The following is a 19,856-nucleotide window of genomic DNA, read 5'->3' on the forward strand; positions in this document are numbered from 1 at the left end:
CCAAACCCCAGGCGATGGCATGTCATGGCCAGCACTCGCAATCGGATGGGTTGCGTTCAGCCCCGGAGATCGCAAGCTCCATACACTTACGTACTGCCTGGCGACGCCTTCTCTGGTACTGATGCGACCTTCCCTGTTCTTCATGCTGCTGTGTGTGTTTGCCTGGCAGGCACTGGCGGCGCATGCGGCAGAGCCTGATCCCAAGAACCGGGTCGTGGTGATCGAGAACGTGAAGCTGGATTACGCGCAGGTACTCAACGTGGAGCCGGTCTACCAGACCTTGCGCGCCACCCGTATCGAAGAACAGTGCGAGGCCGAGCAGATTGCGCCGGTCGCCGCTGCGCCTGCGGTAGACGACGAAGGCCGGATCAACCGGATGGTCGATTCGGTCAAGGAGATGTTCTCGCGCCGGCCCGAGCTGCCGTCTGCACCGGTGGCGGTGCCGCCGACCAGCACGCGGCGCAATTGCCGGGTGGTGGAAGTGCCGCGCGAGTTCCGGCGGCCGATCGCCTTCGATGTGGATTACGTCTACAAGGGCACCAAGTACCGTTCGCGGCTGCCGGAAGATCCGGGCAACCGGCTGCGTATCCGGGTCTCGGTGACTCCGTATATTCCCGACGCCATCGTCGCGCCGCCGCGATGACATGCACAGCGGTTGCGCCGTGCGCGCATGCATGCGAGGATTCGCGCCCTATGCACGCAAACGTCTTTCAGCACGACACCAGCGCCGCCCGGATGGCCTCCGGCATGACCTCGCGTGCCCGCCGACCGGAATCCCACATTTTCGCTGGGTGACCCGGGCGTGTTGCTGTCCGTTGTTGAAAACCCAGCCTCAAGGCTGGGTTTTTTCGTTTCAGGCGTCATAAAAGTTTCAACCGCAAGAAACGCGCATGTCGCGCACCCCGTCGCTCCTGGCGGACCACGCAGCAGAAGCACGCAGCACAAGGATCGATCGATGTCACTGAAGCACTTCTTGAACACCCAGGACTGGAGCCGCGCCGAACTGGATGCGCTGTTGACCCAGGCCGCGTTGTTCAAACGCAACAAGCTGGGAAGCGAGCTGAAGGGCAAGTCGATTGCGCTGGTGTTTTTCAACCCGTCCATGCGCACCCGCACCAGCTTCGAGTTGGGCGCGTTCCAGCTGGGCGGGCATGCGGTAGTGCTGCAGCCGGGCAAGGACGCCTGGCCAATCGAGTTCAACCTGGGCACGGTCATGGACGGCGACACCGAAGAGCACATCGCCGAAGTGGCGCGAGTGCTGGGCCGCTATGTCGACCTGATCGGCGTGCGTGCGTTTCCCAAGTTCGTCGACTGGTCCAAGGACCGCGAGGATCAGGTGCTCAAGAGCTTCGCCAAGTATTCGCCGGTGCCGGTGATCAACATGGAGACGATCACCCACCCGTGCCAGGAGCTGGCGCATGCGATGGCGTTGCAGGAACACTTCGGCACGCAGGATCTGCGCGGCAAGAAGTACGTGCTGACCTGGACCTATCACCCCAAGCCGTTGAACACCGCGGTGGCCAATTCCGCGTTGACGATCGCCACGCGCATGGGCATGGACGTGACCTTGTTGTGCCCGACGCCGGACTACATCCTGGACCCGCGCTACATGGACTGGGCGGCGCAGAACGTGGCCGAAAGCGGCGGCTCGCTGCAGGTCAGCCACGACATCGACAGCGCCTATGCCGGTGCCGACGTGGTGTATGCCAAGAGCTGGGGTGCGTTGCCGTTCTTCGGCAACTGGGAGCCGGAAAAGCCGATCCGCGACCAGTACCAGCATTTCATCGTCGACGAACGCAAGATGGCGCTGACCAACAACGGCGTGTTCTCGCACTGCCTGCCGCTGCGTCGCAACGTCAAGGCCACCGACGCGGTGATGGATTCGCCCAATTGCATCGCCATCGATGAAGCCGAGAATCGCCTGCATGTGCAGAAGGCGATCATGGCGGCGCTTGCTTCGCGAGCGGGAATCGGGAATCGGGAATAGAGAATCGCAACAGCAAGAACGTTGACCCCCACTTTTACGTACCAAGGAAACGATGATGAGCACTGCTTCCACCATTCCCGATTCCCAACTCCCGATTCCCGGCAGCAAGAAGGACATCGTCCTGGCATTCTCCGGTGGCCTGGATACCAGCTTCTGCATTCCGTATCTGCAGGCACAGGGCTACGCGGTGCACACCGTGTTCGCCGATACCGGCGGCGTGGATGCCGAAGAGCGTGACTTCATCGAAAAGCGCGCGGCCGAACTCGGCGCCGCCAGCCATGTCACCGTCGATGGTGGTCCGGCGATCTGGAAAGGCTTCGTCAAGCCGTTCGTTTGGGCGGGCGAGGGCTATCAGGGCCAGTATCCGTTGCTGGTGTCCGACCGTTACCTGATCGTCGATGCCGCGCTCAAGCGCGCCGAGGAACTGGGCACACGCAGCATCGCGCACGGTTGCACCGGCATGGGCAACGACCAGGTGCGTTTCGATCTGGCAGTGAAGGCCTTGGGCGACTACCAGATCGTGGCGCCGATCCGTGAAATCCAGAAAGAGCACACCCAGACCCGCGCCTACGAGCAGAAGTATCTGGAAGAGCGTGGCTTCGGCGTGCGCGCCAAGCAGCAGGCCTACACCATCAACGAGAACCTGCTCGGGCTGACCATGTCCGGCGGCGAGATCGACCGTTGGGAGGCGCCGGGCGAGGGCGCGCGCGGCTGGTGTGCGCCACGCAGCGAGTGGCCGGTGGAGCCGTTGAACGTCACCTTGAAGTTCGTCGAAGGCGAGGCGGTCGAGCTGGACGGCAAGGCATTGCCGGGCGAGCAGATTCTGGCCCAGCTCAACAAGCTGTTCGCGCCCTACGGCGTGGGCCGTGGCGTCTACACCGGCGACACCGTGATCGGCTTGAAGGGCCGCATCGTGTTCGAAGCGCCGGGCCTGATTTCGCTGCTGACCGCGCACCGCGCACTGGAAGACGCGGTGCTGACCAAGCAGCAGAACCGCTTCAAGCCGGACGTGGCGCGCAAGTGGGTGGAGCTGGTGTACGAGGGCTTCTATCACGACCCGCTCAAGACCGACATCGAGGCGTTCTTGCAGTCCTCGCAGTCCAAGGTCAACGGCGAAGTCACGCTGGAAACCCGCGGTGGCCGCGTCGATGCGGTGGCCGTGCGCTCGCCGCATCTGCTCAACACCAAGGGCGCGACGTATGCGCAGTCGGCCGACTGGGGCGTGGAAGAAGCCGAGGGGTTCATCAAGCTGTTCGGCATGAGTTCGACGTTGTATGCGCAAGTAAACCGCTGACGTTTCGAAGCATGTGTGCAAAGCCCCTCTCCCGTCGGGAGAGGGGTTGGGGTGAGGGTACGGAGCGAAGCTCTCGCGATGTTCAGTGCACGAGGCTTCGCCCGCACCCTCATCCGCCCCTTCGGGGCACCTTCTCCCGAAGGGAGAAGGAATAGCTTCGATGAGATGAGCTGTTTGCGCACCTTCCTTACTTCCGCTTAGCCGCTGCTTCGGACCCTTGATCGAACCAACATGACCGATCTACTCGCATCCACCCTCAAACACCTGGAAACGCTGGTGTCCTTCGACACCCGCAATCCGCCGCGTGCGATCGCTGCCGAGGGCGGCATCTTCGATTACTTGCGTGCGCAGCTGCCCGGTTTCCAGGTTGAGGTGATCGACCACGGTGCCGGGGCGGTGAGCCTGTATGCGGTGCGTGGAAAGCCCAACTACCTGTTCAACGTGCATCTGGACACGGTGCCGGATTCGCCGCACTGGAGTGCCGATCCGCACGTGATGCGGCGCACCGACGATCGTGTGATCGGGCTGGGTGTCTGCGATATCAAGGGTGCGGCGGCGGCGCTGGTGGCGGCGGCCAATGCCGGGCAGGGTGATGCGGCGTTTCTGTTTTCCTCCGACGAAGAAGCCAACGACCCGCGCTGCATCGCCGCGTTTCTGGCGCGTGGATTGCCGTATGAAGCGGTGCTGGTGGCCGAGCCGACCATGAGCGAGGCAGTGCTGGCGCATCGCGGTATCAGCTCGGTGCTGATGCGTTTTGCCGGGCGTGCCGGGCATGCGTCGGGCAAGCAGGATCCGTCGGCAAGTGCCTTGCATCAGGCGATGCGCTGGGGCGGAAAGGCGCTGGATCATGTCGAGTCGCTGGCGCATGCGCGTTTCGGTGGCTTGACCGGATTGCGCTTCAACATCGGTCGCGTCGATGGTGGCATCAAGGCCAACATGATCGCGCCGGCAGCCGAAGTGCGGTTCGGCTTTCGTCCGCTGCCGTCGATGGATGTCGATGGATTGCTGGCCACCTTCGCCGGATTTGCCGAGCCGGCTGCAGCGCAGTTCGAAGAAACCTTTCGCGGGCCGAGCCTGCCGTCCGGCGATATCGCGCGCGCAGAAGAACGCCGCCTGGCCGCGCGCGATGTGGCCGATGCGCTGGACCTGCCGATCGGCAATGCGGTGGACTTCTGGACCGAGGCCTCGCTGTTTTCGGCTGGCGGTTACACCGCGTTGGTGTACGGCCCCGGCGATATCGCACAGGCACACACCGCCGACGAATTCGTGACGCTTGCGCAGTTGCAGCGTTATGCCGAGTCGGTCCACCGCATCATCAACGGCGCGCACTGACCGCTTTCACTAACGGCTCGTACTAAAGCCGCATTCCGCGCCTGGCGCGGCCATTCCTCTCTTCGATCACGGCAATGTCCCTCTCCGCACAGCCCCACAAACAGACCCGCCAGACCATCGTGCGCCTGCTTTCGAGCATGGCCAGCGCCAAGGAAATCAGCCAGTACCTCAAGCGTTTTTCGCAGCTCGATGCCAAACGCTTTGCGGTGGTCAAGGTGGGTGGCGCGGTGCTGCGCGACGATCTGGACGCGCTGACCTCGTCGCTGTCGTTTCTGCAGGAAGTGGGGCTGACCCCGATCGTGCTGCATGGTGCCGGCCCGCAGCTGGATGCCGAACTCTCTGCGGCCGGCATCGAGAAGCGCACCGTCAACGGATTGCGGGTGACCTCGCCGGAAGCTTTGGCGATCGTGCGCAAGGTGTTTCAGGCCTCCAACCTCAAGCTGGTCGAAGCGCTGCAGCAGAACGGCGCGCGTGCGACCTCGATCACCGGCGGCGTGTTCGAAGCCGAGTATCTGGACCGTGACACCTATGGCCTGGTCGGTGAGGTCAAGGCGGTGAATCTGGCGCCGATCGAAGCCAGCCTGCAGGCCGGTTCGATCCCGGTGATCACCAGCCTGGGCGAGACGCCAAGCGGGCAGATCCTCAACGTCAACGCGGATTTTGCCGCCAACGAACTGGTGCAGGAACTGCAGCCGTACAAGATCATCTTCCTCACCGGCACCGGTGGCTTGCTGGATCCCGACGGCAAGGTGATCGATTCGATCAACCTGTCCACCGAGTTCGATCACCTGATGCAGCAGCCGTGGATCAATGGCGGCATGCGCGTCAAGATCGAGCAGATCAAGGATCTGCTCGATCGCCTGCCGCTGGAATCGTCGGTATCGATCACCCGGCCGGCGGATCTGGCCAAGGAGCTGTTCACGCACAAGGGCTCGGGCACGTTGGTGCGGCGTGGCGAGCGCGTATTGCGCGCGACCTCATGGGACGAACTGGATCTGCCGCGCCTCACCTCGCTGATCGAATCCAGCTTCGGCCGTACGCTGGTGCCCGATTACTTCAGCAACACCAAGCTGCTGCGTGCCTATGTCAGCGAGAACTATCGCGCCGCGGTGATCCTCACCGATGAGGGCATGCTGGGTGCAAGCGCGCTGATCTATCTGGACAAGTTTGCCGTGCTCGACGATGCGCAAGGCGAGGGCCTGGGCCGCGCGGTGTGGAATGTGATGCGCGAAGAAACCCCGCAGCTGTTCTGGCGCTCGCGCCATAACAACCAGGTCAACATTTTCTATTACGCCGAGTCCGACGGCTGCATCAAGCAGGAAAAGTGGAAGGTGTTCTGGTACGGGCTGGAAAACTTCGAGCAGATCCAGCATTGCGTGGCGCATTGCGCGACGCGTCAGCCGACGCTGCTGGGCTGAGCACGATGGCGTCCACCACCTTGCCACCGCGCTGGCGCGAGTTGCCCACACTACGCGGCCAACACGCAACGCTGGAACCGCTGCAAGCTGCGCATGCCGATGGTCTGCGTGACGCGCTGGGCGACGGTGCGTTGTCGCGGCTGTGGTACACCGGCGTGCCGGCACCGGCGCAGGTGGAAGACTACGTTGCTGCAGCCTTGGCTGCGCAAGCCGACGGGCTGGTGCTGCCTTACGTGGTACGCGATGCGGCCGGTGAGGTCGTCGGCTGCACGCGCTATTACGGGCTGGATGCGACCGTGCCCAAGCTGTCGATCGGCTACACCTGGTACGCGCCGCGCGTGCAGCGCAGCGGCGTCAATACCGACGCCAAGCTGCTGCTGTTGCAGCATGCCTTCGAAACGCTGGGCTGTTTGAGCGTGGTCTTCGAAACCAGTTGGTTCAATCACACCTCGCGCGCGGCAATCGCGCGGCTCGGGGCCAAGCAGGACGGCGTGCTGCGCAACCACACCCGCCATGCCGACGGCACGCCGCGCGATACCGTAGTGTTCTCCATCATCGATACGGAATGGGCCGGGGTGAAACGCCACCTGCAGTTCCGCCTGGAAGCAAACGCATGACTGTTAAAACAAGCATCGGCATTGTCGGCGCCCGCGGGCATACCGGTTCGGAATTGATCAAGCTGGTGGTGGCGCATCCGCACTTGCAGTTGGTGTTCGTGTCCTCGCGCGAACTGGCCGGGCAGGCGGTGGCCGATCACAACGACGCCTATCAGGGCGCGCTGCGCTACGAGAGCCTGGATGCTGACGCGGTGGCCGCCAAAGCCGCCGATGTGGTGATCCTGGCGCTGCCCAACGGCAAGGCCGAACCGTTCGTGGCGGCGATCGATGCGGTCAGACCGCAGACGGTGTTGATCGATCTGTCGGCCGATTACCGCTTCGATCCGGCCTGGTATTACGGGTTGCCGGAGCTGACGCGCGGCAAGTACGCCGGGCAGAAGCGCATCAGCAATCCGGGCTGCTATGCCACCGCAATGCAGCTGACGATCGCGCCGCTGCTCGATCAACTGGCCGGCCCGCCGCAGTGCTTTGGCGTCTCCGGCTATTCCGGCGCAGGTACCACGCCCTCGGACAAGAACAACCCCGCGCTGCTGGCCGATAACCTGATGCCGTATGCGCTGACCAACCACATGCACGAGCGCGAGGTCTCTGCGCAGCTCGGCGTGCCGGTGGAGTTCATGCCGCATGTGGCGCCGCATTTCCGCGGCCTCACCATGACCGTCAACCTGTGGCTGCAGCAACCGCTCACACGCGAGCAGATCCAGGCGCGCTACGCGCAGCGTTATGCCGACGAGCCGCTGATCGAGATTGTCGATGAGGCGCCGTGGGTCAGCCGCATCGCCGGCAAGCATGGCGTGCAGATCGGTGGCGTGACATTGGCGCCGGGCAACAAGCGCGTGGTGGTGGTGGCAACGCTGGACAACCTGCTCAAGGGCGCGGCCACGCAGGCGATGCAGAACCTCAACCTGGCGTTTGGCTGGGACGAATTGACTGCGATTCGTTGATGCGAGTCCCTCGCAAGAGCCCGCACATCCATGTGCGAGGATTCAAAGATGCGAGTCCCTCGCAGAAGCCCACATATCCATGTGCGGGGATTCAACTGGACGACTTATTTCGAGACGCTTTCCGATGACCAATCTGTTGTGGCAAAAACCCGGTGTGGCAGTGGACGCCAAGATCCAGCGCTTCCTGGCCGGCGACGACGTCATCCTGGACCGCGAGTTCTTCCTGTACGACATCGCTGCCAGCAAGGCGCATGCGCAGGGGCTGCAGCACATCGGGATCCTGTCGCTGCAGGAACTGGGCGGGCTGAGCGAACAACTGGATCTGCTGGCCGATGATTTCCGCAGCGGCGCGTTCGTGCTCGATGCGCAATACGAAGATTGCCATTCGGCGATCGAGGCGCGCCTGACCGAGCGCCTGGGCGATGCCGGCCGCAAGATCCACACCGGGCGTAGCCGCAACGACCAGATTCTGGTCGCCACGCGGCTATGGTTGAAAGACAAGCTGCAACGTGTGGCCGAGCTCAGCGCAGAGATCGCCAAGGTGGCGCTGGACCGCGCGCAAGCCGAGGCCGAACTGCCGGTGCCGGGCTATACGCATATCCAGCGTGCGGTGGTGTCGTCGGCCGGCATGTGGTGGGCAGGCTGGGCAGAAGCCTTTATCGACAATGCCGTGCGCGCGACCGACACCTTGCGGTTGGTGGACAGTAATCCGCTCGGCACTGCGGCCGGTTACGGCGTCAATCTGCCGCTGGACCGTGCGCATACCACTGCCGAACTCGGCTTTGCGCGCCTGCAGGTCTCGCCGATCTACGCACAGCTCTCGCGCGGCAAGTACGAACTGGCCGCGCTCGAAGCGTTGGGCAGCGCCACCCTGGATCTGCGCCGTATTGCCTGGGATCTGTCGTTGTTCACCAGCGGCGAATTCGCCTTCGTCGCGTTGCCGGCGCAGTACACCACCGGCAGCTCGATCATGCCGAACAAGCGCAACCCCGACGTTATCGAACTGATGCGCGCCACCCACGCCAGCATCGCGGCGGCGCGGACCGAAATCGAACAGTTGTTGTCGCTGCCCTCCGGTTATCACCGCGATCTGCAGAGCAGCAAGGGCGCGATCGTGCACGGCTTCGGGCGCGGCCTGGCCGCGCTCGAACTGCTGCCGGCGTTGCTGGCCAATCTGGAATGGCGCCCGGACAAGCTGCGTGCGGCGATCGATTCGGGCATGTACGCCACCGATGTGGCGGTGGAAGCGGCCGTGGCCGGTGTGCCGTTTCGCGAGGCCTACAAGGCGGCAGCGGAATCCTCCGACACTGCAGGGCAGGGGCGCACGCCGGAAGGCAGCCTTGCGGCGCGCGTCTCGCCAGGCGCCGCCGCGGATCTGCAGCTGGATGTGTTGCGTGCCCGTTGGGAGGCCCTGCGCTGATGGCCGTGATCAGTACCGAGACCGCAGAACACTATCCCTGGGGCGAAGCCTGCGAAGGCTGGCACCTGTTGCGCGACCCCAGCTTGAGTGTGCTCGAAGAACGCATGCCGCCAGGCGTTGCGGAGTCGCGTCATCGGCACAGCCGTGCACGGCATTTTTTCTATGTGCTGGCTGGTGAGGTGATGCTGCAACTGGATGGCGCGCAGCACGTGCTCGGGGTTGGGCAGGGCCTGGACGTGCCGCCTGGCACCACGCACCAGATGCACAATCTGTCCGATGTCGAGGCACGCTTTCTGGTGATCTCGGCACCGCATGGTCGCGATGATCGTGCACCCACGACAGCACGTGCGAAGGACGTCAGCTGATGACCACGCGCTATCTGGTGCTGGCGATGCGCAAGCCGGATTTTCCCGCTGATGTGGTGCAGCCGCATCTGGATTTTCTCGACGCATTGCGTGCGGCCGGGCAGCTCGAAATGACCGGTGGTTTCAGCGATCGCACCGGCGGTGCGTATGTGTTGGTCAATCTGGGCAGTCTGGAGGAAGCGCAGCAGATCGTTGCGCGCGATCCCTTGGTGCTGCGCGATGCCTCGACGTTGACCGTGTATGAGTGGAACACGCACTGAGCGTCTGGCTGCCATGACAACCCCTGCCGACATGCCGTCGTTATTTACCGAGCAGCCGTTGCCGCCATGGCGGCGCGCGGTGCTCAAGGTCGGCAGCAGCCTGTTGGCCGCCGATGGTGGTGGCCTGTCGCCGCGCTTTGCGTTGGGCCTGGCGCAATTCGTCTCGGCCAATCTGGCTGCCGGGCGCGAGCTGGTGATCGTCTCTTCCGGTGCGGTGGCCGCTGGCCGCGCGATTCTGCCCAAAGCTGCCGAAGCCGGTGCACCGATCGCTGCGCGTCAGGCCCTGGCCGCGCTTGGCCAGGCGCAATTGATCGCGCTGTGGCAGCGCTTTTTCGAACGCCCGGTGGCGCAGGTATTGCTCACCCACGATGACCTGCGCAACCGCCGCCGCTATCTCAATGCGCGCGCCACCCTGGGCGAGTTGTTGCGGCTGGGCGCGCTGCCGGTGATCAACGAGAACGACACCGTCTCGGTGGACGAGCTCAAGTTGGGCGACAACGACAATCTTGCCGCGATCGTCGCCGCGCTGGTCGATGCCGATGCGTTATTCATTGCCACCGATATCGATGGCTTGTACAGCGCCGACCCGCGCAGCAATCCGTTGGCACGTGCACTCGATGAGGTGCCCGAACTCACTGCCGAGGTGCTGGCAATGGCCGGCGGCAGCGGCAGCGGTGCGGGCACCGGTGGAATGCGCACCAAGCTGGAAGCCGCTGCAAAAGCGGGTGCTGCCGGCATCGAAACCTATCTGTTCAACGGCCGCAGCAGCGAGGTGGTGCGCGGGCTTGCGCAGGATCGCCTGCGTGGCACGCGCATCCACCCCGCACGCACGCGCATTGCCGCCCGCAAATACTGGCTGCGCCACGCACCGGTGGAGCCGGGCGCGATCCTGATCGATGCTGGTGCCGCTGCGGCGCTGACCGGAAAGGGCGCCTCGCTGCTGCCGGGCGGTGTGGCCGGTGCGCAAGGCGACTTCCGTCGCGGCGACATGGTGGAGATCCGCCTGCGCGAGGCCGATGGCGAGCGCTGCCTGGCGCGCGGTGTCAGCCAGTATTCGGCAGTGGATATCCGCCGCATCGCGGGCCGTCATTCGCGCGAGATCGAAACCGTGCTCGGTTACAGCTATGGCGAGAATGTGGTGCATCGCGATGATTTGGTGCTGTTGTAGCGGGGATTGGGGAGTCGGGATTGGGGATTCGCAAACGTATGTGCATTGCGTTTCCCAAACGCCGCCTCCGCGTCCCAGTGACTGATTGCTTTCTGGTGGTAAAACGATACGGATTGCTTTTGCCAATCCCCAATCCCGACTCCCCAATCCCGGCCCCCAAATGACCATCAAAACCCTCGCCCTGCAATGCCGTGATGCCGCGCACGTGCTGTCGCAACTGTCGTCGTCTGCCAAGCAGGCCTTGCTGGAGGCGATGGCCGCTGCGCTGGAGCACGATGCGGCGGTGATCCTGGCGGCGAATGCGCGCGATCTGGAGGCGGCGCGGGAGAAGGGCGTGGGTGCTGCGATGCTCGATCGTCTGGCGTTGGACACAAAGCGCCTGGCCGGCATCGCCGCCGCATTGCGCGAGGTCGCGCAGCTGCCCGATCCGGTCGGGCAGATCACGCGCGAAGACGTGCGCCCCAATGGCATCGTCGTGCAGAAGGTGCGCGTGCCGCTGGGGGTGATCGCGATGATCTACGAGGCGCGCCCGAACGTGACCGCCGACGCCGCAGCGCTGTGCATCAAGGCCGGCAACGGGGTGATCCTGCGTGGCGGCTCGGAGGCGATTCACTCCAACACCGCGATTGCGCGCGCACTGCAGCGCGCATTGCGTGAGGCCAATGTGCCCGAGGCCGCGTTGACGCTGGTCGAGGACCTGCGCCGCGAGACCATGCTGGAGCTGCTGCAGCTCAGCGATATCGTCGACCTGGCGATTCCGCGCGGCGGCGAAGGCCTGATCCGTTTTGTTGCCGAACACGCACGGGTGCCGGTGATCAAGCATTACAAGGGCGTGTGCCATCTGTTCGTGGATGCCTCCGCCGACGTGGACCTGGCCGTGCGTCTGTTGGTCGATGGCAAGGCCAGCCGACCGTCTGCCTGCAATTCGCTGGAGACCTTGCTGGTACATGCAGACATCGCCGAGCGTTTTCTGCCGGTTGCTGCGCAAGCGCTGCGCGAACGCCATGTGGAGTTGCGTGGCGATGCGGCAACGCGTGCGCTGCTGCCCGATGTCGCGCCTGCCAGCGATGACGACTACGCCGCCGAATTTCTCGATCTGATTCTGGCGATCCGCGTGGTGCCGGATCTGGACACCGCGCTGGCGCATATCCGCCAATACGGCTCGGACCACACCGAAGTGATCGCCACGCAGGACGCAGCCAATGCCGAGCAGTTCGTGCAATCGCTGCGCTCGGCCGTGGTGATGGTCAACGCATCCTCGCGGTTTTCCGACGGCGGCGAGCTTGGGCTGGGGGCGGAGATCGGCATCTCCACCACGCGTCTGCATTCCTACGGCCCGATGGGCCTGGAAGCGCTCACGGTGGAGCGCTTTGTGGTGCGTGGAGAGGGACAGGTGCGCCACTGAAGTGGCATGCGTTGCCGGTGCAGTCGTGCGGCGCTGTGCAGTGCAGCGCCACTTGCCGACATCGACTCGATCACGTGGCCTTCTTTTCTCCTCCAAGCACCGCGCTCATCCATTCATCGCTTGTTGGGGAAACGAAGCCAGTTCCTGACAGCCACACCTGTTTCCCGGCGCGGTCCCACTTTTCCATCTTTTCTTTGAATTCGGCGGGATAGTCGTTTGCCCTGCAGGCGATATTGCACCAGGGGTCGCAGACATAGATGTCCGCGTCCCAATCTGTCATGTCTGCAGGCAAGGTGCCTGCGCCTGGCACTGGGCCGACGATCGCGGCGGTGTGCGCTGTTCCATTGAAGAAGGCAAGGCGTGCGATCTAATTGTGATCTTGCTGCAAATAGTGGACGGCCAGGGTCGCCAGTTCACCGCAGTTGTGCGCGTTCCCATCCATGGCCGCCGACACCACATCCTCTTCCAGGTCATCCACCTGCTGTCGCATCCGGGCGATTTCTGCAGTCGCCCTGTGGATTCGAACGGCCTCCTCGAAGCCAGTGTTTTTCTTTTTGTTGCTCGATTTCAAGCGGGGCGCTTTGTAGTACTGGGCCCTGACGGACCGCATGACCTCGCTGACAGCCCTGAGGCTCGGCGAAAGCGGGCGCTGTCGTAAAGACGATCTGCTCGCACTCCTGCTAGGGCTCACGCTGCTCAGTCCTGCCAGCACGCCACTTGTCTGGTCGGGGCTGTTGACATGCTGCTGCGTGTTGCCCGCTGGCGGCTGCTGGGCCGGAGAACTTTCGGTATATGTGAGTCTTCCCGAATTGACACGATCGACGGAACCGCAAATACCCATGGATGAGCACCTGATTGTTGAAGGCCGCTTCATCATGTGCAAGAACATCCCTTTCGAAAAATGGAAGCACGAAGCGATTGACTTGTGTGCGAATCGTGGGCATCAGCCTCGCTTCCAGCACGCGATGCACGACCAATGGAATACTGAGCGATACATGGACTCTGGTGGTTCAGATGCCTGGACGGCGCCTTGCGGTCAGTCTCCGTGTTCCCAACCCGGCAACCACGACCTTTGACACTCCCCCGGCAGGCCATCGTCTGCCTACAGTCGACGACTGCCCCCGCACGTTTCGGAGTCGTCGATGCGCCGTTTTGCCGCCTGCCTGCTCGCCACCGCCATTGCTGCCGCCACCGGTAGCACGATGGCGCAAACCTCGCCGATGACGCCGGATATCACCGGCAAGCCGTTCGTGGCAGGCGACGCCGCCAACGACTACGTCAAACGCGAGGTGATGATCCCGATGCGCGACGGGGTCAAGCTGCATACGGTGATCGTGCTGCCCAAGGGCGCGCGCAAAGCGCCGATCGTGCTCACGCGCACGCCGTACGACGCCAGCGGCCGCACCGAGCGTCTGGCCTCGCCGCATATGAAGGACCTGTTGTCTGCGGGCGATGACGTGTTCGTGGAAGGCGGTTATATCCGCGTGTTCCAGGATGTGCGCGGCAAGTACGGCTCGGAAGGCGAGTACGTGATGACCCGGCCGCTGCGTGGCGCGCTCAATCCCAGCGAGGTCGACCATGCCACCGATGCCTGGGACACCATCGATTGGTTGGTGAAGAACCTCAAGGAATCCAACGGCAAGGTCGGCATGATCGGCTCGTCCTACGAAGGTTTCACCGTGGTGATGGCGCTGACCAATCCGCATCCGGCATTGAAGGTGGCCGCGCCGGAGAGCCCGATGATCGATGGCTGGATGGGCGACGATTGGTTCAATTACGGTGCGTTCCGCCAGGTCAATTTCGATTACTTCACCGGCCAGCTCAGCAAGCGCGGCAAGGGCGCCGGCATCCCGCGTCAGGGGCACGACGATTACAGCAATTTCCTGCAGGCCGGCTCGGCCGGCGACTTCGCCAAGGCCGCCGGCCTGGAGCAACTGCCGTGGTGGCACAAGCTCACCGAACACGCGGCTTACGACAACTTCTGGCAGGAGCAGGCGCTGGACAAGGTGATGGCACGCACGCCGTTGAAAGTGCCGACCATGTGGTTGCAGGGCCTGTGGGACCAGGAAGACATGTGGGGCGCCATCCACAGTTACGCGGCGATGGAGCCGCGCGACAAGCGCAATACGCTCAACTATCTGGTGATGGGGCCGTGGCGGCACAGCCAGGTCAATAGCGACGCCAGTTCACTGGGCGCACTGAATTTCGACGGCGATACCGCGCGCCAGTTCCGTCGCGATGTGCTGCGCCCTTTCTTCGATCAATACCTGGTCGATGGCGCGCCCAAGGCGAGCACGCCGCCGGTGTTTATCTACAACACCGGCGAAAACCATTGGGACCGTCTGCAGGCCTGGCCGCGCAGCTGCGCCAAGGGTTGTGCCTCGACCAGCAGGCCGCTGTATCTGCAGGCCGGCGGCAAGCTGTCGTTCCAGCAGCCGGCGGCGGGGCAGGTGGGCTTTGAAGAGTACGTCTCCGACCCGGCCAAGCCGGTGCCGTTCGTGCCGCGCCCGGTGGATTTTGCCGATCGCAGCATGTGGACCACCTGGCTGGTACAGGATCAGCGCTTCGTCGATGGCCGCCCGGATGTGCTGACCTTCGTCACCGAGCCGTTGACCGAGCCCTTGCAGATCGCCGGCGCACCGGAAGTGCATCTGCAGGCCTCCACCAGCGGTAGTGACAGCGATTGGGTGGTGAAGCTGATCGACGTGTATCCGGACGAGATGGCCTCCAACCCCAAGATGGGCGGTTACGAGCTGCCGGTGTCGCTGGCGATCTTCCGCGGCCGGTATCGCGAGAGTTTCAGCACGCCCAAGCCGCTTGCGTCCAATCAGCCGCTGGCGTTTCAGTTCGGCCTGCCGACGGCCAACCACACCTTCCAGCCCGGGCACCGGGTGATGGTGCAGGTGCAGTCCAGCCTGTTTCCGCTGTACGACCGCAACCCGCAGACCTATGTGCCCAACATCTTCTTCGCCAAGCCAGGCGATTACCGGAAAGCCACACAGCGGGTTTACGTGACACCGGAGCAGCCCAGCTACATCAGTCTGCCGGTACGTTGACTGCTCGGGCGCCGCGCGCCGGCGGCGCCCACACGTCTTCCAGCAGCTGCGGGCGGCAGGCCACCCAGGCGGCGGCCAGCTGCACCAGCAGGCAGATGACCAGGAACACGAACGGCGACGTCCAGCCGCCATGGTGCGCGTGCAACCAGCCGAACAGGAACGGCCCCAGGCAACTCACCGCATACCCCATGCCTTGCGAGAATCCGGACAACGCTGCCGACCCGGCCGCGGTGCGGCAGCGTTGATTGACCAGCACCAGCGCCAGCGGAAACGTACTCGGGCCCAAACCCAGCAAGGTCACCCAGAGAATTGGCGCGGCCAGCGGTGCCCACCACAGCCCGGCAAACGCGACTAGATGGCAGGCCGCGCACAGCAGCACGATCGGGAAGGGATTGCGCATGCGCACCGCCAGCGCCGGCATGGTCAACGCGCCGACCATGCCCAGTGCCGCGAACAGCGCGACCATGGTGCCGCCGAATGCGGGCGAGGCGCCGGCTTCGCGCAGCAGCGTCGGCAGCCAGGTGAACATCGAATAGGTGATCAGCGAGGTCATGCCGAAGGTCAGCGCCATGCTCCAGCCCAACGCTGTGCGTGCGACGCGGCCTTCTGCCTCGGTTGTCGGCGTGAGCGGTGCAGGCCCGGTGGCGCGCAGGCGGCGATGGTTGGCGTACACCAACGCCCAGGCCGCAAACGCCAGCAATGCGGGCAATACCCACACCACCATCGAGCTGCGCCAGCCCAGCGCATCGGCGACCGGCACCGCCAGCAGCGCGGGGAGCAACGTGCCGACCTGCAGCACGGTGATGTACAGCGTGCTGACACCGCCCACGCGATCGCCGAAATAGCGCTTCACCAGCGGCGGCAACACCACATTGCCCATGCCCATGCCGGCCAGTGCAATCAGCGATCCGACCAGCAGGCCGGCGGTGTCCGGCAGCAGCGGTCGCAACACTAATCCGAGCGTGGCCAATGCCATCGACAACAGCGCAGTGCGCAGCAGGCCGAAGCGGCGCAGCAACGCGGGCGTGGCGACGCCGGTGAGTGCGAACGCAGCGGTCGGCAACATGCCGATCGCACCCATGGTGGGCGCGCCGAATGCGTACTCATCTGCGATGCGTTCCAGCAGCGGCGTCAACGAGGTGACCGCCGTACGCAAGTTGAATGCGGACAACAAAATGGCAGCCAGCACCAACCCGCGGCCACGCAACTGGGCAGACGAGGAAGCACCGGCAATGACAACAGACATGACAGACCATCCGCATTACGCGCATCGCTGCGCCAACGCCTGAAAACACAAAACCGGCACGAGGCCGGTTTTGTGTTTTGAAACTGGTCGGGGAGACAGGATTCGAACCTGCGACCTCTACGTCCCGAACGTAGCGCTCTACCAGACTGAGCTACACCCCGAAGGAGCCGCGTATGTTACATACGGATTGCCGAATCGGCAAGCATCTGCGCGATTTATTTTACGGGCGCGGCTGACCACGCTCGGATTCGCGTGCTTCGAACCACATGCCGTTGAGCACGGCAGCCAACGCAGCCAGGCCGGTGCCGAGGATCCATGCGAAATACCACATCGGTGTTCTCCTTAAAATTGTTGAAGGGTGTGAGATGTCGAGCGGGTGCGGCAACGTGCTTGTGCACCGCAGTCGCAGCGGGTGCGCTCAATACGCGTTGGGATTGGCCGACAGTTCATCGGCCGTGACCTTGCCCTTGAGCACGCGGTAGACCCAGCTTGTGTAGGCCAGCACGATCGGCATGAACACCGCGGTCGCCAGCAACATGATCCACAGCGTCAGACGGCTGCTGGACGCATCCCACAGCGTCAAGCTCATGCGCGGTGCGGTGGAAGAGGGTAGCAGGAACGGAAACAGCGCAAAGCCGACAGTGAGAATGATGCCGACGATGGCGCAGCCCGAGGCGATGAACGCCAGGCCGCCACGCCGCACACGCAGCAGCAGCGCATTCATCGCAAGCCCGACCAAGCCGACCAGCGGTGCCATCAAGGTGGCCGGCATGCTGCTGTAGTTGTGCAGCCAGCCACCGGCGGCGGTGAGCGCGGCGGTCTTGGCCAGCGGATTGGTCGGCGCATCGGTGGCCAGGACCGAAGTCACCGCGTAACCAGGCAGACCCAGCGCGACCCATGCACCGGCTGCCGCAAACAGCGCCACCGCACACAGCGCGGCGATGCTGCCGAAACGCGCCGCACGCTCTGCCACCGGCCCATCGGTCTTGAGCACCAGCATCGCCGCCCCGTGCGCCATCAGCATCGCCACGCTGAGCAAGCCGGCGAGCAGTGCGAATGGCGTCAGCAAGCCGAACAGATTGCCGGTGTAGTAAATGCGCATGCTGTCGTCGAAATGGAATGGCACCCCGAGCAGCACGTTGCCGACCGCCACGCCCATGATCAGCGCCGGAATGCAGCCGCCGATAAACAACGCCCAGTCCCAGTTATTGCGCCAGCGCTGTTCGGCCAGCTTGCCACGGAACTTGAAACCGACCGGACGCAGGATCAGCGCGAACAGGATCAGGAACATCGCCAGATAGAATCCGGAAAAACTCACCGCGTACAGCGGCGGGAACGCAGCGAAGATCGCGCCGCCGCCCAGGATCAGCCACACCTGGTTGCCCTCCCAGACCGGGCCGATGGTGTTGATCACCAGGCGGCGTTCGGCATCGTTACGGGCAACCAGCGGCAGCAACGTGCTGACCCCCAGATCAAAGCCGCCCATCACCGCGTAACCGGACAGCAAGACGCCCAGCAGCAGCCACCAGATCACGCGCAATGTGGTGTAGTCGAGCAAGATGAAATCCATGGTGTTTCTCCTGGCTTACGGTGCGCCGCCGGCCAACGCACCGGTGCTCAATGGGGCGCTGGGTGAGGAAGCGTGGGGCGATGTGGTGTTCGGCGAGGTGCCCTGATACGTCGGCGGAAACAGCGCATCCGGGCCCTTGCGGATGGTCTTCAGCGACAGCTTGATCGCGATGACCAGCAGCGTGGTGTACAGCGCGGTGAAGCCGACCAGGGTCAACACGATTTCGTACAGATCCAGGCCAGAGGCGGCGTAGAAGGTCGGCAGCACGCCTTCCACTGCCCAAGGCTGGCGGCCGTATTCGGCCACGAACCAACCGCACTCGATCGCAATCCATGGCAGCGGCAAGGTCCACAGCGCCAGCGTCAGGAACCAGCGCTTGTCCTGGAAGTTGTGCTTGCAGGCAAACCAGAACGCGACGGCGAAAAAGACGATCAGATAGATGCCGATGGCGGCCATGATGCGGAAGGTCCAGAACAGCGGCAGCACCCGCGGTACGGTGTCCATGGCGGCCTGGGTAATCTGCTCCGGCGTAGCATTGCCGATATCGTCGCGATAACGCTTGAGCAGCAGGCCGTGGCCCAGATCCTGCCAATGCGCATCGAACACCTTGCGAGCCTCGACATCGTCCTTGTTGGCGCGCACGCGCTCCAATGCACCGTAGGCGATCTGGCCGCCGCGGATGCGGTGCTCGGCGCGCCCGACCAGCTCCAGAATGCCGGGAATCGGCTCATCCAGCGAACGGGTCGCAATCAAGCCCATCAGATACGGGATCTTGATCGCGTAGTCGTTGCGATGGGTCTGCTGATTGGGAATGCCGAACGCGGTGAAGTCGGCCGGTGCGGCTTCGGTTTCCCACATCGCCTCGATCGCTGCCAATTTCATTTTCTGATGTTCGTTGGCGGCATAGCCGCTTTCATCGCCGAGCACCACCACCGACAGCGACGACAACAGGCCGAACGCGGCAGCCACCGCAAACGAGCGCCGCGCCATCTCCACATGGGTGCCGCGCAGCAGATATAACGCGCTGATCGACATCACGAACACCGCACCCAGCACGTAGCCCGCGCTGACGGTATGCACGAACTTGGCCTGCGCCACCGGGTTGAACAGCACCGCCATGAAATCGACCACTTCCATGCGCATGGTGTCCGGGTTGAACACCGCGCCGGCCGGGTTCTGCATCCAGCCGTTGGCGATCAAAATCCATAGCGCCGAGAAGTTGCTGCCCAGCGCCACCAGCCAGGTGGTGACCAGATGCTGCACCTTGCTCAGGCGGTTCCAGCCGAGGAAGAACAGGCCCAGGAAGGTCGCTTCAAGAAAGAACGCCATCAGCCCCTCGATCGCCAGCGGCGCGCCGAAGATATCGCCCACGTAATGGCTGTAGTACGACCAGTTCATGCCGAACTCGAACTCCATCACGATGCCGGTGCCCACGCCCATGGCGAAGTTGATGCCGAACAGCACGCCCCAGAACATGGTCATGCGCCGCCAGATCTGCTTGCCGGTCATCACATAGACGCTCTCCATGATGCCGAGCAGGAACGACAGGCCCATGGTCAGCGGCGGAAAGATGAAGTGGTACATCGCGGTGACTGCGAACTGCAGCCGCGACAATTCAACAACTGTCGAGTCGATCATGGCGGGGTGGCCTGGTTGGGTGTCGATGAAGGAATGCAACCGATCATCTGCGCTTGCCGCGACATGCGCGTTGATCCAAATCAATGCCGTGGCGAGCGGGTGCGGCACAATGCGCAGCCCGTAGCGGGAAGTGGCG

General features: G+C 63.7%; 20 protein-coding genes and 1 tRNA gene. 14 read left to right on the forward strand and 7 right to left on the reverse strand.

What is annotated here, in order from left to right; translation table 11 throughout:
• Positions 1-142 precede the first annotated feature (142 nt).
• From FFY45_RS06655 to FFY45_RS06710, 12 genes are all read left to right on the forward strand, one after another.
• The gene (locus FFY45_RS06655) at positions 143-643 is read left to right on the forward strand and encodes a hypothetical protein (protein ID WP_043889250.1); all 501 of its coding nucleotides are present in this window, start codon (positions 143-145) and stop codon (positions 641-643) included.
• Between the two features lie 312 nt (positions 644-955).
• The gene (locus FFY45_RS06660; protein ID WP_176339836.1) at positions 956-1,987 is read left to right on the forward strand and encodes an N-acetylornithine carbamoyltransferase; all 1,032 of its coding nucleotides are present in this window, start codon (positions 956-958) and stop codon (positions 1,985-1,987) included.
• 52 nt (positions 1,988-2,039) lie between these two features.
• A complete protein-coding gene (locus FFY45_RS06665) occupies positions 2,040-3,281 on the forward strand; it encodes an argininosuccinate synthase (protein WP_176339837.1) in 1,242 nt (413 codons plus the stop codon).
• A gap of 231 nt (positions 3,282-3,512) precedes the next feature.
• Complete coding sequence (locus tag FFY45_RS06670) at positions 3,513-4,613, forward strand: acetylornithine deacetylase (protein WP_176339838.1); 1,101 nt, start codon at positions 3,513-3,515, stop codon at positions 4,611-4,613.
• A 74-nt stretch (positions 4,614-4,687) separates the two neighbouring features.
• Positions 4,688-6,031: an acetylglutamate kinase gene (locus FFY45_RS06675; protein WP_006449422.1), complete on the forward strand. Its 1,344-nt coding sequence runs from the start codon at positions 4,688-4,690 to the stop codon at positions 6,029-6,031.
• 5 nt (positions 6,032-6,036) lie between these two features.
• Positions 6,037-6,648, forward strand: a complete 612-nt coding sequence (locus FFY45_RS06680) for a GNAT family N-acetyltransferase (protein ID WP_176339839.1) — start codon at positions 6,037-6,039, stop codon at positions 6,646-6,648.
• Entirely contained in the window at positions 6,645-7,592 is a 948-nt protein-coding gene (gene argC, locus FFY45_RS06685) for an N-acetyl-gamma-glutamyl-phosphate reductase (protein ID WP_176339840.1), read from the forward strand. Before FFY45_RS06680 ends, argC begins: the two co-directional genes overlap by 4 nt.
• 124 nt (positions 7,593-7,716) lie before the next feature.
• Positions 7,717-9,012 carry an argininosuccinate lyase gene (locus FFY45_RS06690; protein ID WP_176339841.1) on the forward strand — a complete coding sequence of 432 codons (1,296 nt, stop codon included), beginning with the start codon at positions 7,717-7,719 and terminating at the stop codon, positions 9,010-9,012.
• Positions 9,012-9,377 (forward strand): cupin domain-containing protein, encoded by a 366-nt coding sequence (locus FFY45_RS06695; RefSeq protein ID WP_167393494.1) that lies wholly within the window; start codon positions 9,012-9,014, stop codon positions 9,375-9,377. The genes FFY45_RS06690 and FFY45_RS06695 overlap by 1 nt, the downstream gene beginning before the upstream one ends.
• Positions 9,377-9,637, forward strand: a complete 261-nt coding sequence (locus tag FFY45_RS06700) for a YciI family protein (RefSeq protein ID WP_115040154.1) — start codon at positions 9,377-9,379, stop codon at positions 9,635-9,637. Before FFY45_RS06695 ends, FFY45_RS06700 begins: the two co-directional genes overlap by 1 nt.
• 13 nt (positions 9,638-9,650) lie before the next feature.
• Complete coding sequence (gene proB / locus FFY45_RS06705; protein WP_176339842.1) at positions 9,651-10,805, forward strand: glutamate 5-kinase; 1,155 nt, start codon at positions 9,651-9,653, stop codon at positions 10,803-10,805.
• A 160-nt stretch (positions 10,806-10,965) separates the two neighbouring features.
• On the forward strand, positions 10,966-12,210 hold the full coding sequence (locus tag FFY45_RS06710; RefSeq protein ID WP_176339843.1) for a glutamate-5-semialdehyde dehydrogenase: 1,245 nt from the start codon (positions 10,966-10,968) through the stop codon (positions 12,208-12,210).
• Between the two features lie 70 nt (positions 12,211-12,280).
• Here FFY45_RS06710 and FFY45_RS22085 read toward each other — a convergent pair whose 3' ends face one another.
• Both FFY45_RS22085 and FFY45_RS22090 read right to left on the reverse strand, forming a co-directional pair.
• Positions 12,281-12,490 carry a hypothetical protein gene (locus FFY45_RS22085; RefSeq protein ID WP_255171874.1) on the reverse strand — a complete coding sequence of 70 codons (210 nt, stop codon included), beginning with the start codon at positions 12,488-12,490 and terminating at the stop codon, positions 12,281-12,283.
• Positions 12,491-12,577: 87 nt separating this feature from the next.
• Positions 12,578-12,781, reverse strand: a complete 204-nt coding sequence (locus FFY45_RS22090) for a hypothetical protein (RefSeq protein WP_255171875.1) — start codon at positions 12,779-12,781, stop codon at positions 12,578-12,580.
• A gap of 37 nt (positions 12,782-12,818) precedes the next feature.
• Between FFY45_RS22090 and FFY45_RS06720 the strand changes: the two genes are divergently transcribed.
• Positions 12,819-13,286, forward strand: a complete 468-nt coding sequence (locus FFY45_RS06720) for a hypothetical protein (protein WP_176339844.1) — start codon at positions 12,819-12,821, stop codon at positions 13,284-13,286.
• 66 nt (positions 13,287-13,352) lie between these two features.
• Positions 13,353-15,266, forward strand: coding sequence for a CocE/NonD family hydrolase (locus FFY45_RS06725; protein ID WP_176339845.1), 1,914 nt, complete (start codon positions 13,353-13,355; stop codon positions 15,264-15,266).
• Here the strand turns inward: FFY45_RS06725 and FFY45_RS06730 are convergent.
• From FFY45_RS06730 to FFY45_RS06750, 5 genes are all read right to left on the reverse strand, one after another.
• Entirely contained in the window at positions 15,247-16,473 is a 1,227-nt protein-coding gene (locus tag FFY45_RS06730) for a CynX/NimT family MFS transporter (protein WP_176339982.1), read from the reverse strand. The two genes, FFY45_RS06725 and FFY45_RS06730, sit on opposite strands and share 20 nt — an antisense overlap.
• A 123-nt stretch (positions 16,474-16,596) precedes the next feature.
• Positions 16,597-16,673 (reverse strand) — tRNA-Pro (locus tag FFY45_RS06735).
• A gap of 59 nt (positions 16,674-16,732) precedes the next feature.
• On the reverse strand, positions 16,733-16,843 hold the full coding sequence (cydX, locus tag FFY45_RS06740) for a cytochrome bd-I oxidase subunit CydX (RefSeq protein ID WP_176339846.1): 111 nt from the start codon (positions 16,841-16,843) through the stop codon (positions 16,733-16,735).
• Between the two features lie 87 nt (positions 16,844-16,930).
• Positions 16,931-18,082 (reverse strand): cytochrome d ubiquinol oxidase subunit II, encoded by a 1,152-nt coding sequence (gene cydB, locus FFY45_RS06745; protein WP_176339847.1) that lies wholly within the window; start codon positions 18,080-18,082, stop codon positions 16,931-16,933.
• 15 nt (positions 18,083-18,097) lie between these two features.
• On the reverse strand, positions 18,098-19,720 hold the full coding sequence (locus tag FFY45_RS06750) for a cytochrome ubiquinol oxidase subunit I (protein ID WP_176339848.1): 1,623 nt from the start codon (positions 19,718-19,720) through the stop codon (positions 18,098-18,100).
• Between the last annotated feature and the right edge of the window lie 136 nt (positions 19,721-19,856).

It is taken from the genome of Xanthomonas hortorum (genome assembly GCF_011305375.1).
In the GTDB taxonomy this organism is placed as follows: Bacteria; Pseudomonadota; Gammaproteobacteria; order Xanthomonadales; family Xanthomonadaceae; genus Xanthomonas; species Xanthomonas hortorum_E.

Bases quoted from the DNA above. Each gene is read 5' to 3' on its own strand.
- FFY45_RS06720 (WP_176339844.1), top strand. From the start codon at position 12,819: ATGACCTCGCTGACAGCCCTGAGGCTCGGCGAAAGCGGGCGCTGTCGT.
- FFY45_RS06665 (WP_176339837.1), top strand. From the start codon at position 2,040: ATGATGAGCACTGCTTCCACCATTCCCGATTCCCAACTCCCGATTCCC.
- FFY45_RS06680 (WP_176339839.1), top strand. From the start codon at position 6,037: ATGGCGTCCACCACCTTGCCACCGCGCTGGCGCGAGTTGCCCACACTA.
- FFY45_RS06750 (WP_176339848.1), bottom strand. From the start codon at position 19,720: ATGATCGACTCGACAGTTGTTGAATTGTCGCGGCTGCAGTTCGCAGTC.
- FFY45_RS06725 (WP_176339845.1), top strand. From the start codon at position 13,353: ATGCGCCGTTTTGCCGCCTGCCTGCTCGCCACCGCCATTGCTGCCGCC.
- FFY45_RS06690 (WP_176339841.1), top strand. From the start codon at position 7,717: ATGACCAATCTGTTGTGGCAAAAACCCGGTGTGGCAGTGGACGCCAAG.
- FFY45_RS06655 (WP_043889250.1), top strand. From the start codon at position 143: ATGCTGCTGTGTGTGTTTGCCTGGCAGGCACTGGCGGCGCATGCGGCA.
- FFY45_RS06710 (WP_176339843.1), top strand. From the start codon at position 10,966: ATGACCATCAAAACCCTCGCCCTGCAATGCCGTGATGCCGCGCACGTG.
- argC (WP_176339840.1), top strand. From the start codon at position 6,645: ATGACTGTTAAAACAAGCATCGGCATTGTCGGCGCCCGCGGGCATACC.
- FFY45_RS06670 (WP_176339838.1), top strand. From the start codon at position 3,513: ATGACCGATCTACTCGCATCCACCCTCAAACACCTGGAAACGCTGGTG.
- FFY45_RS06660 (WP_176339836.1), top strand. From the start codon at position 956: ATGTCACTGAAGCACTTCTTGAACACCCAGGACTGGAGCCGCGCCGAA.
- FFY45_RS22085 (WP_255171874.1), bottom strand. From the start codon at position 12,490: ATGACAGATTGGGACGCGGACATCTATGTCTGCGACCCCTGGTGCAAT.
- cydX (WP_176339846.1), bottom strand. From the start codon at position 16,843: ATGTGGTATTTCGCATGGATCCTCGGCACCGGCCTGGCTGCGTTGGCT.
- FFY45_RS06675 (WP_006449422.1), top strand. From the start codon at position 4,688: ATGTCCCTCTCCGCACAGCCCCACAAACAGACCCGCCAGACCATCGTG.
- cydB (WP_176339847.1), bottom strand. From the start codon at position 18,082: ATGGATTTCATCTTGCTCGACTACACCACATTGCGCGTGATCTGGTGG.
- FFY45_RS06695 (WP_167393494.1), top strand. From the start codon at position 9,012: ATGGCCGTGATCAGTACCGAGACCGCAGAACACTATCCCTGGGGCGAA.
- FFY45_RS06700 (WP_115040154.1), top strand. From the start codon at position 9,377: ATGACCACGCGCTATCTGGTGCTGGCGATGCGCAAGCCGGATTTTCCC.
- proB (WP_176339842.1), top strand. From the start codon at position 9,651: ATGACAACCCCTGCCGACATGCCGTCGTTATTTACCGAGCAGCCGTTG.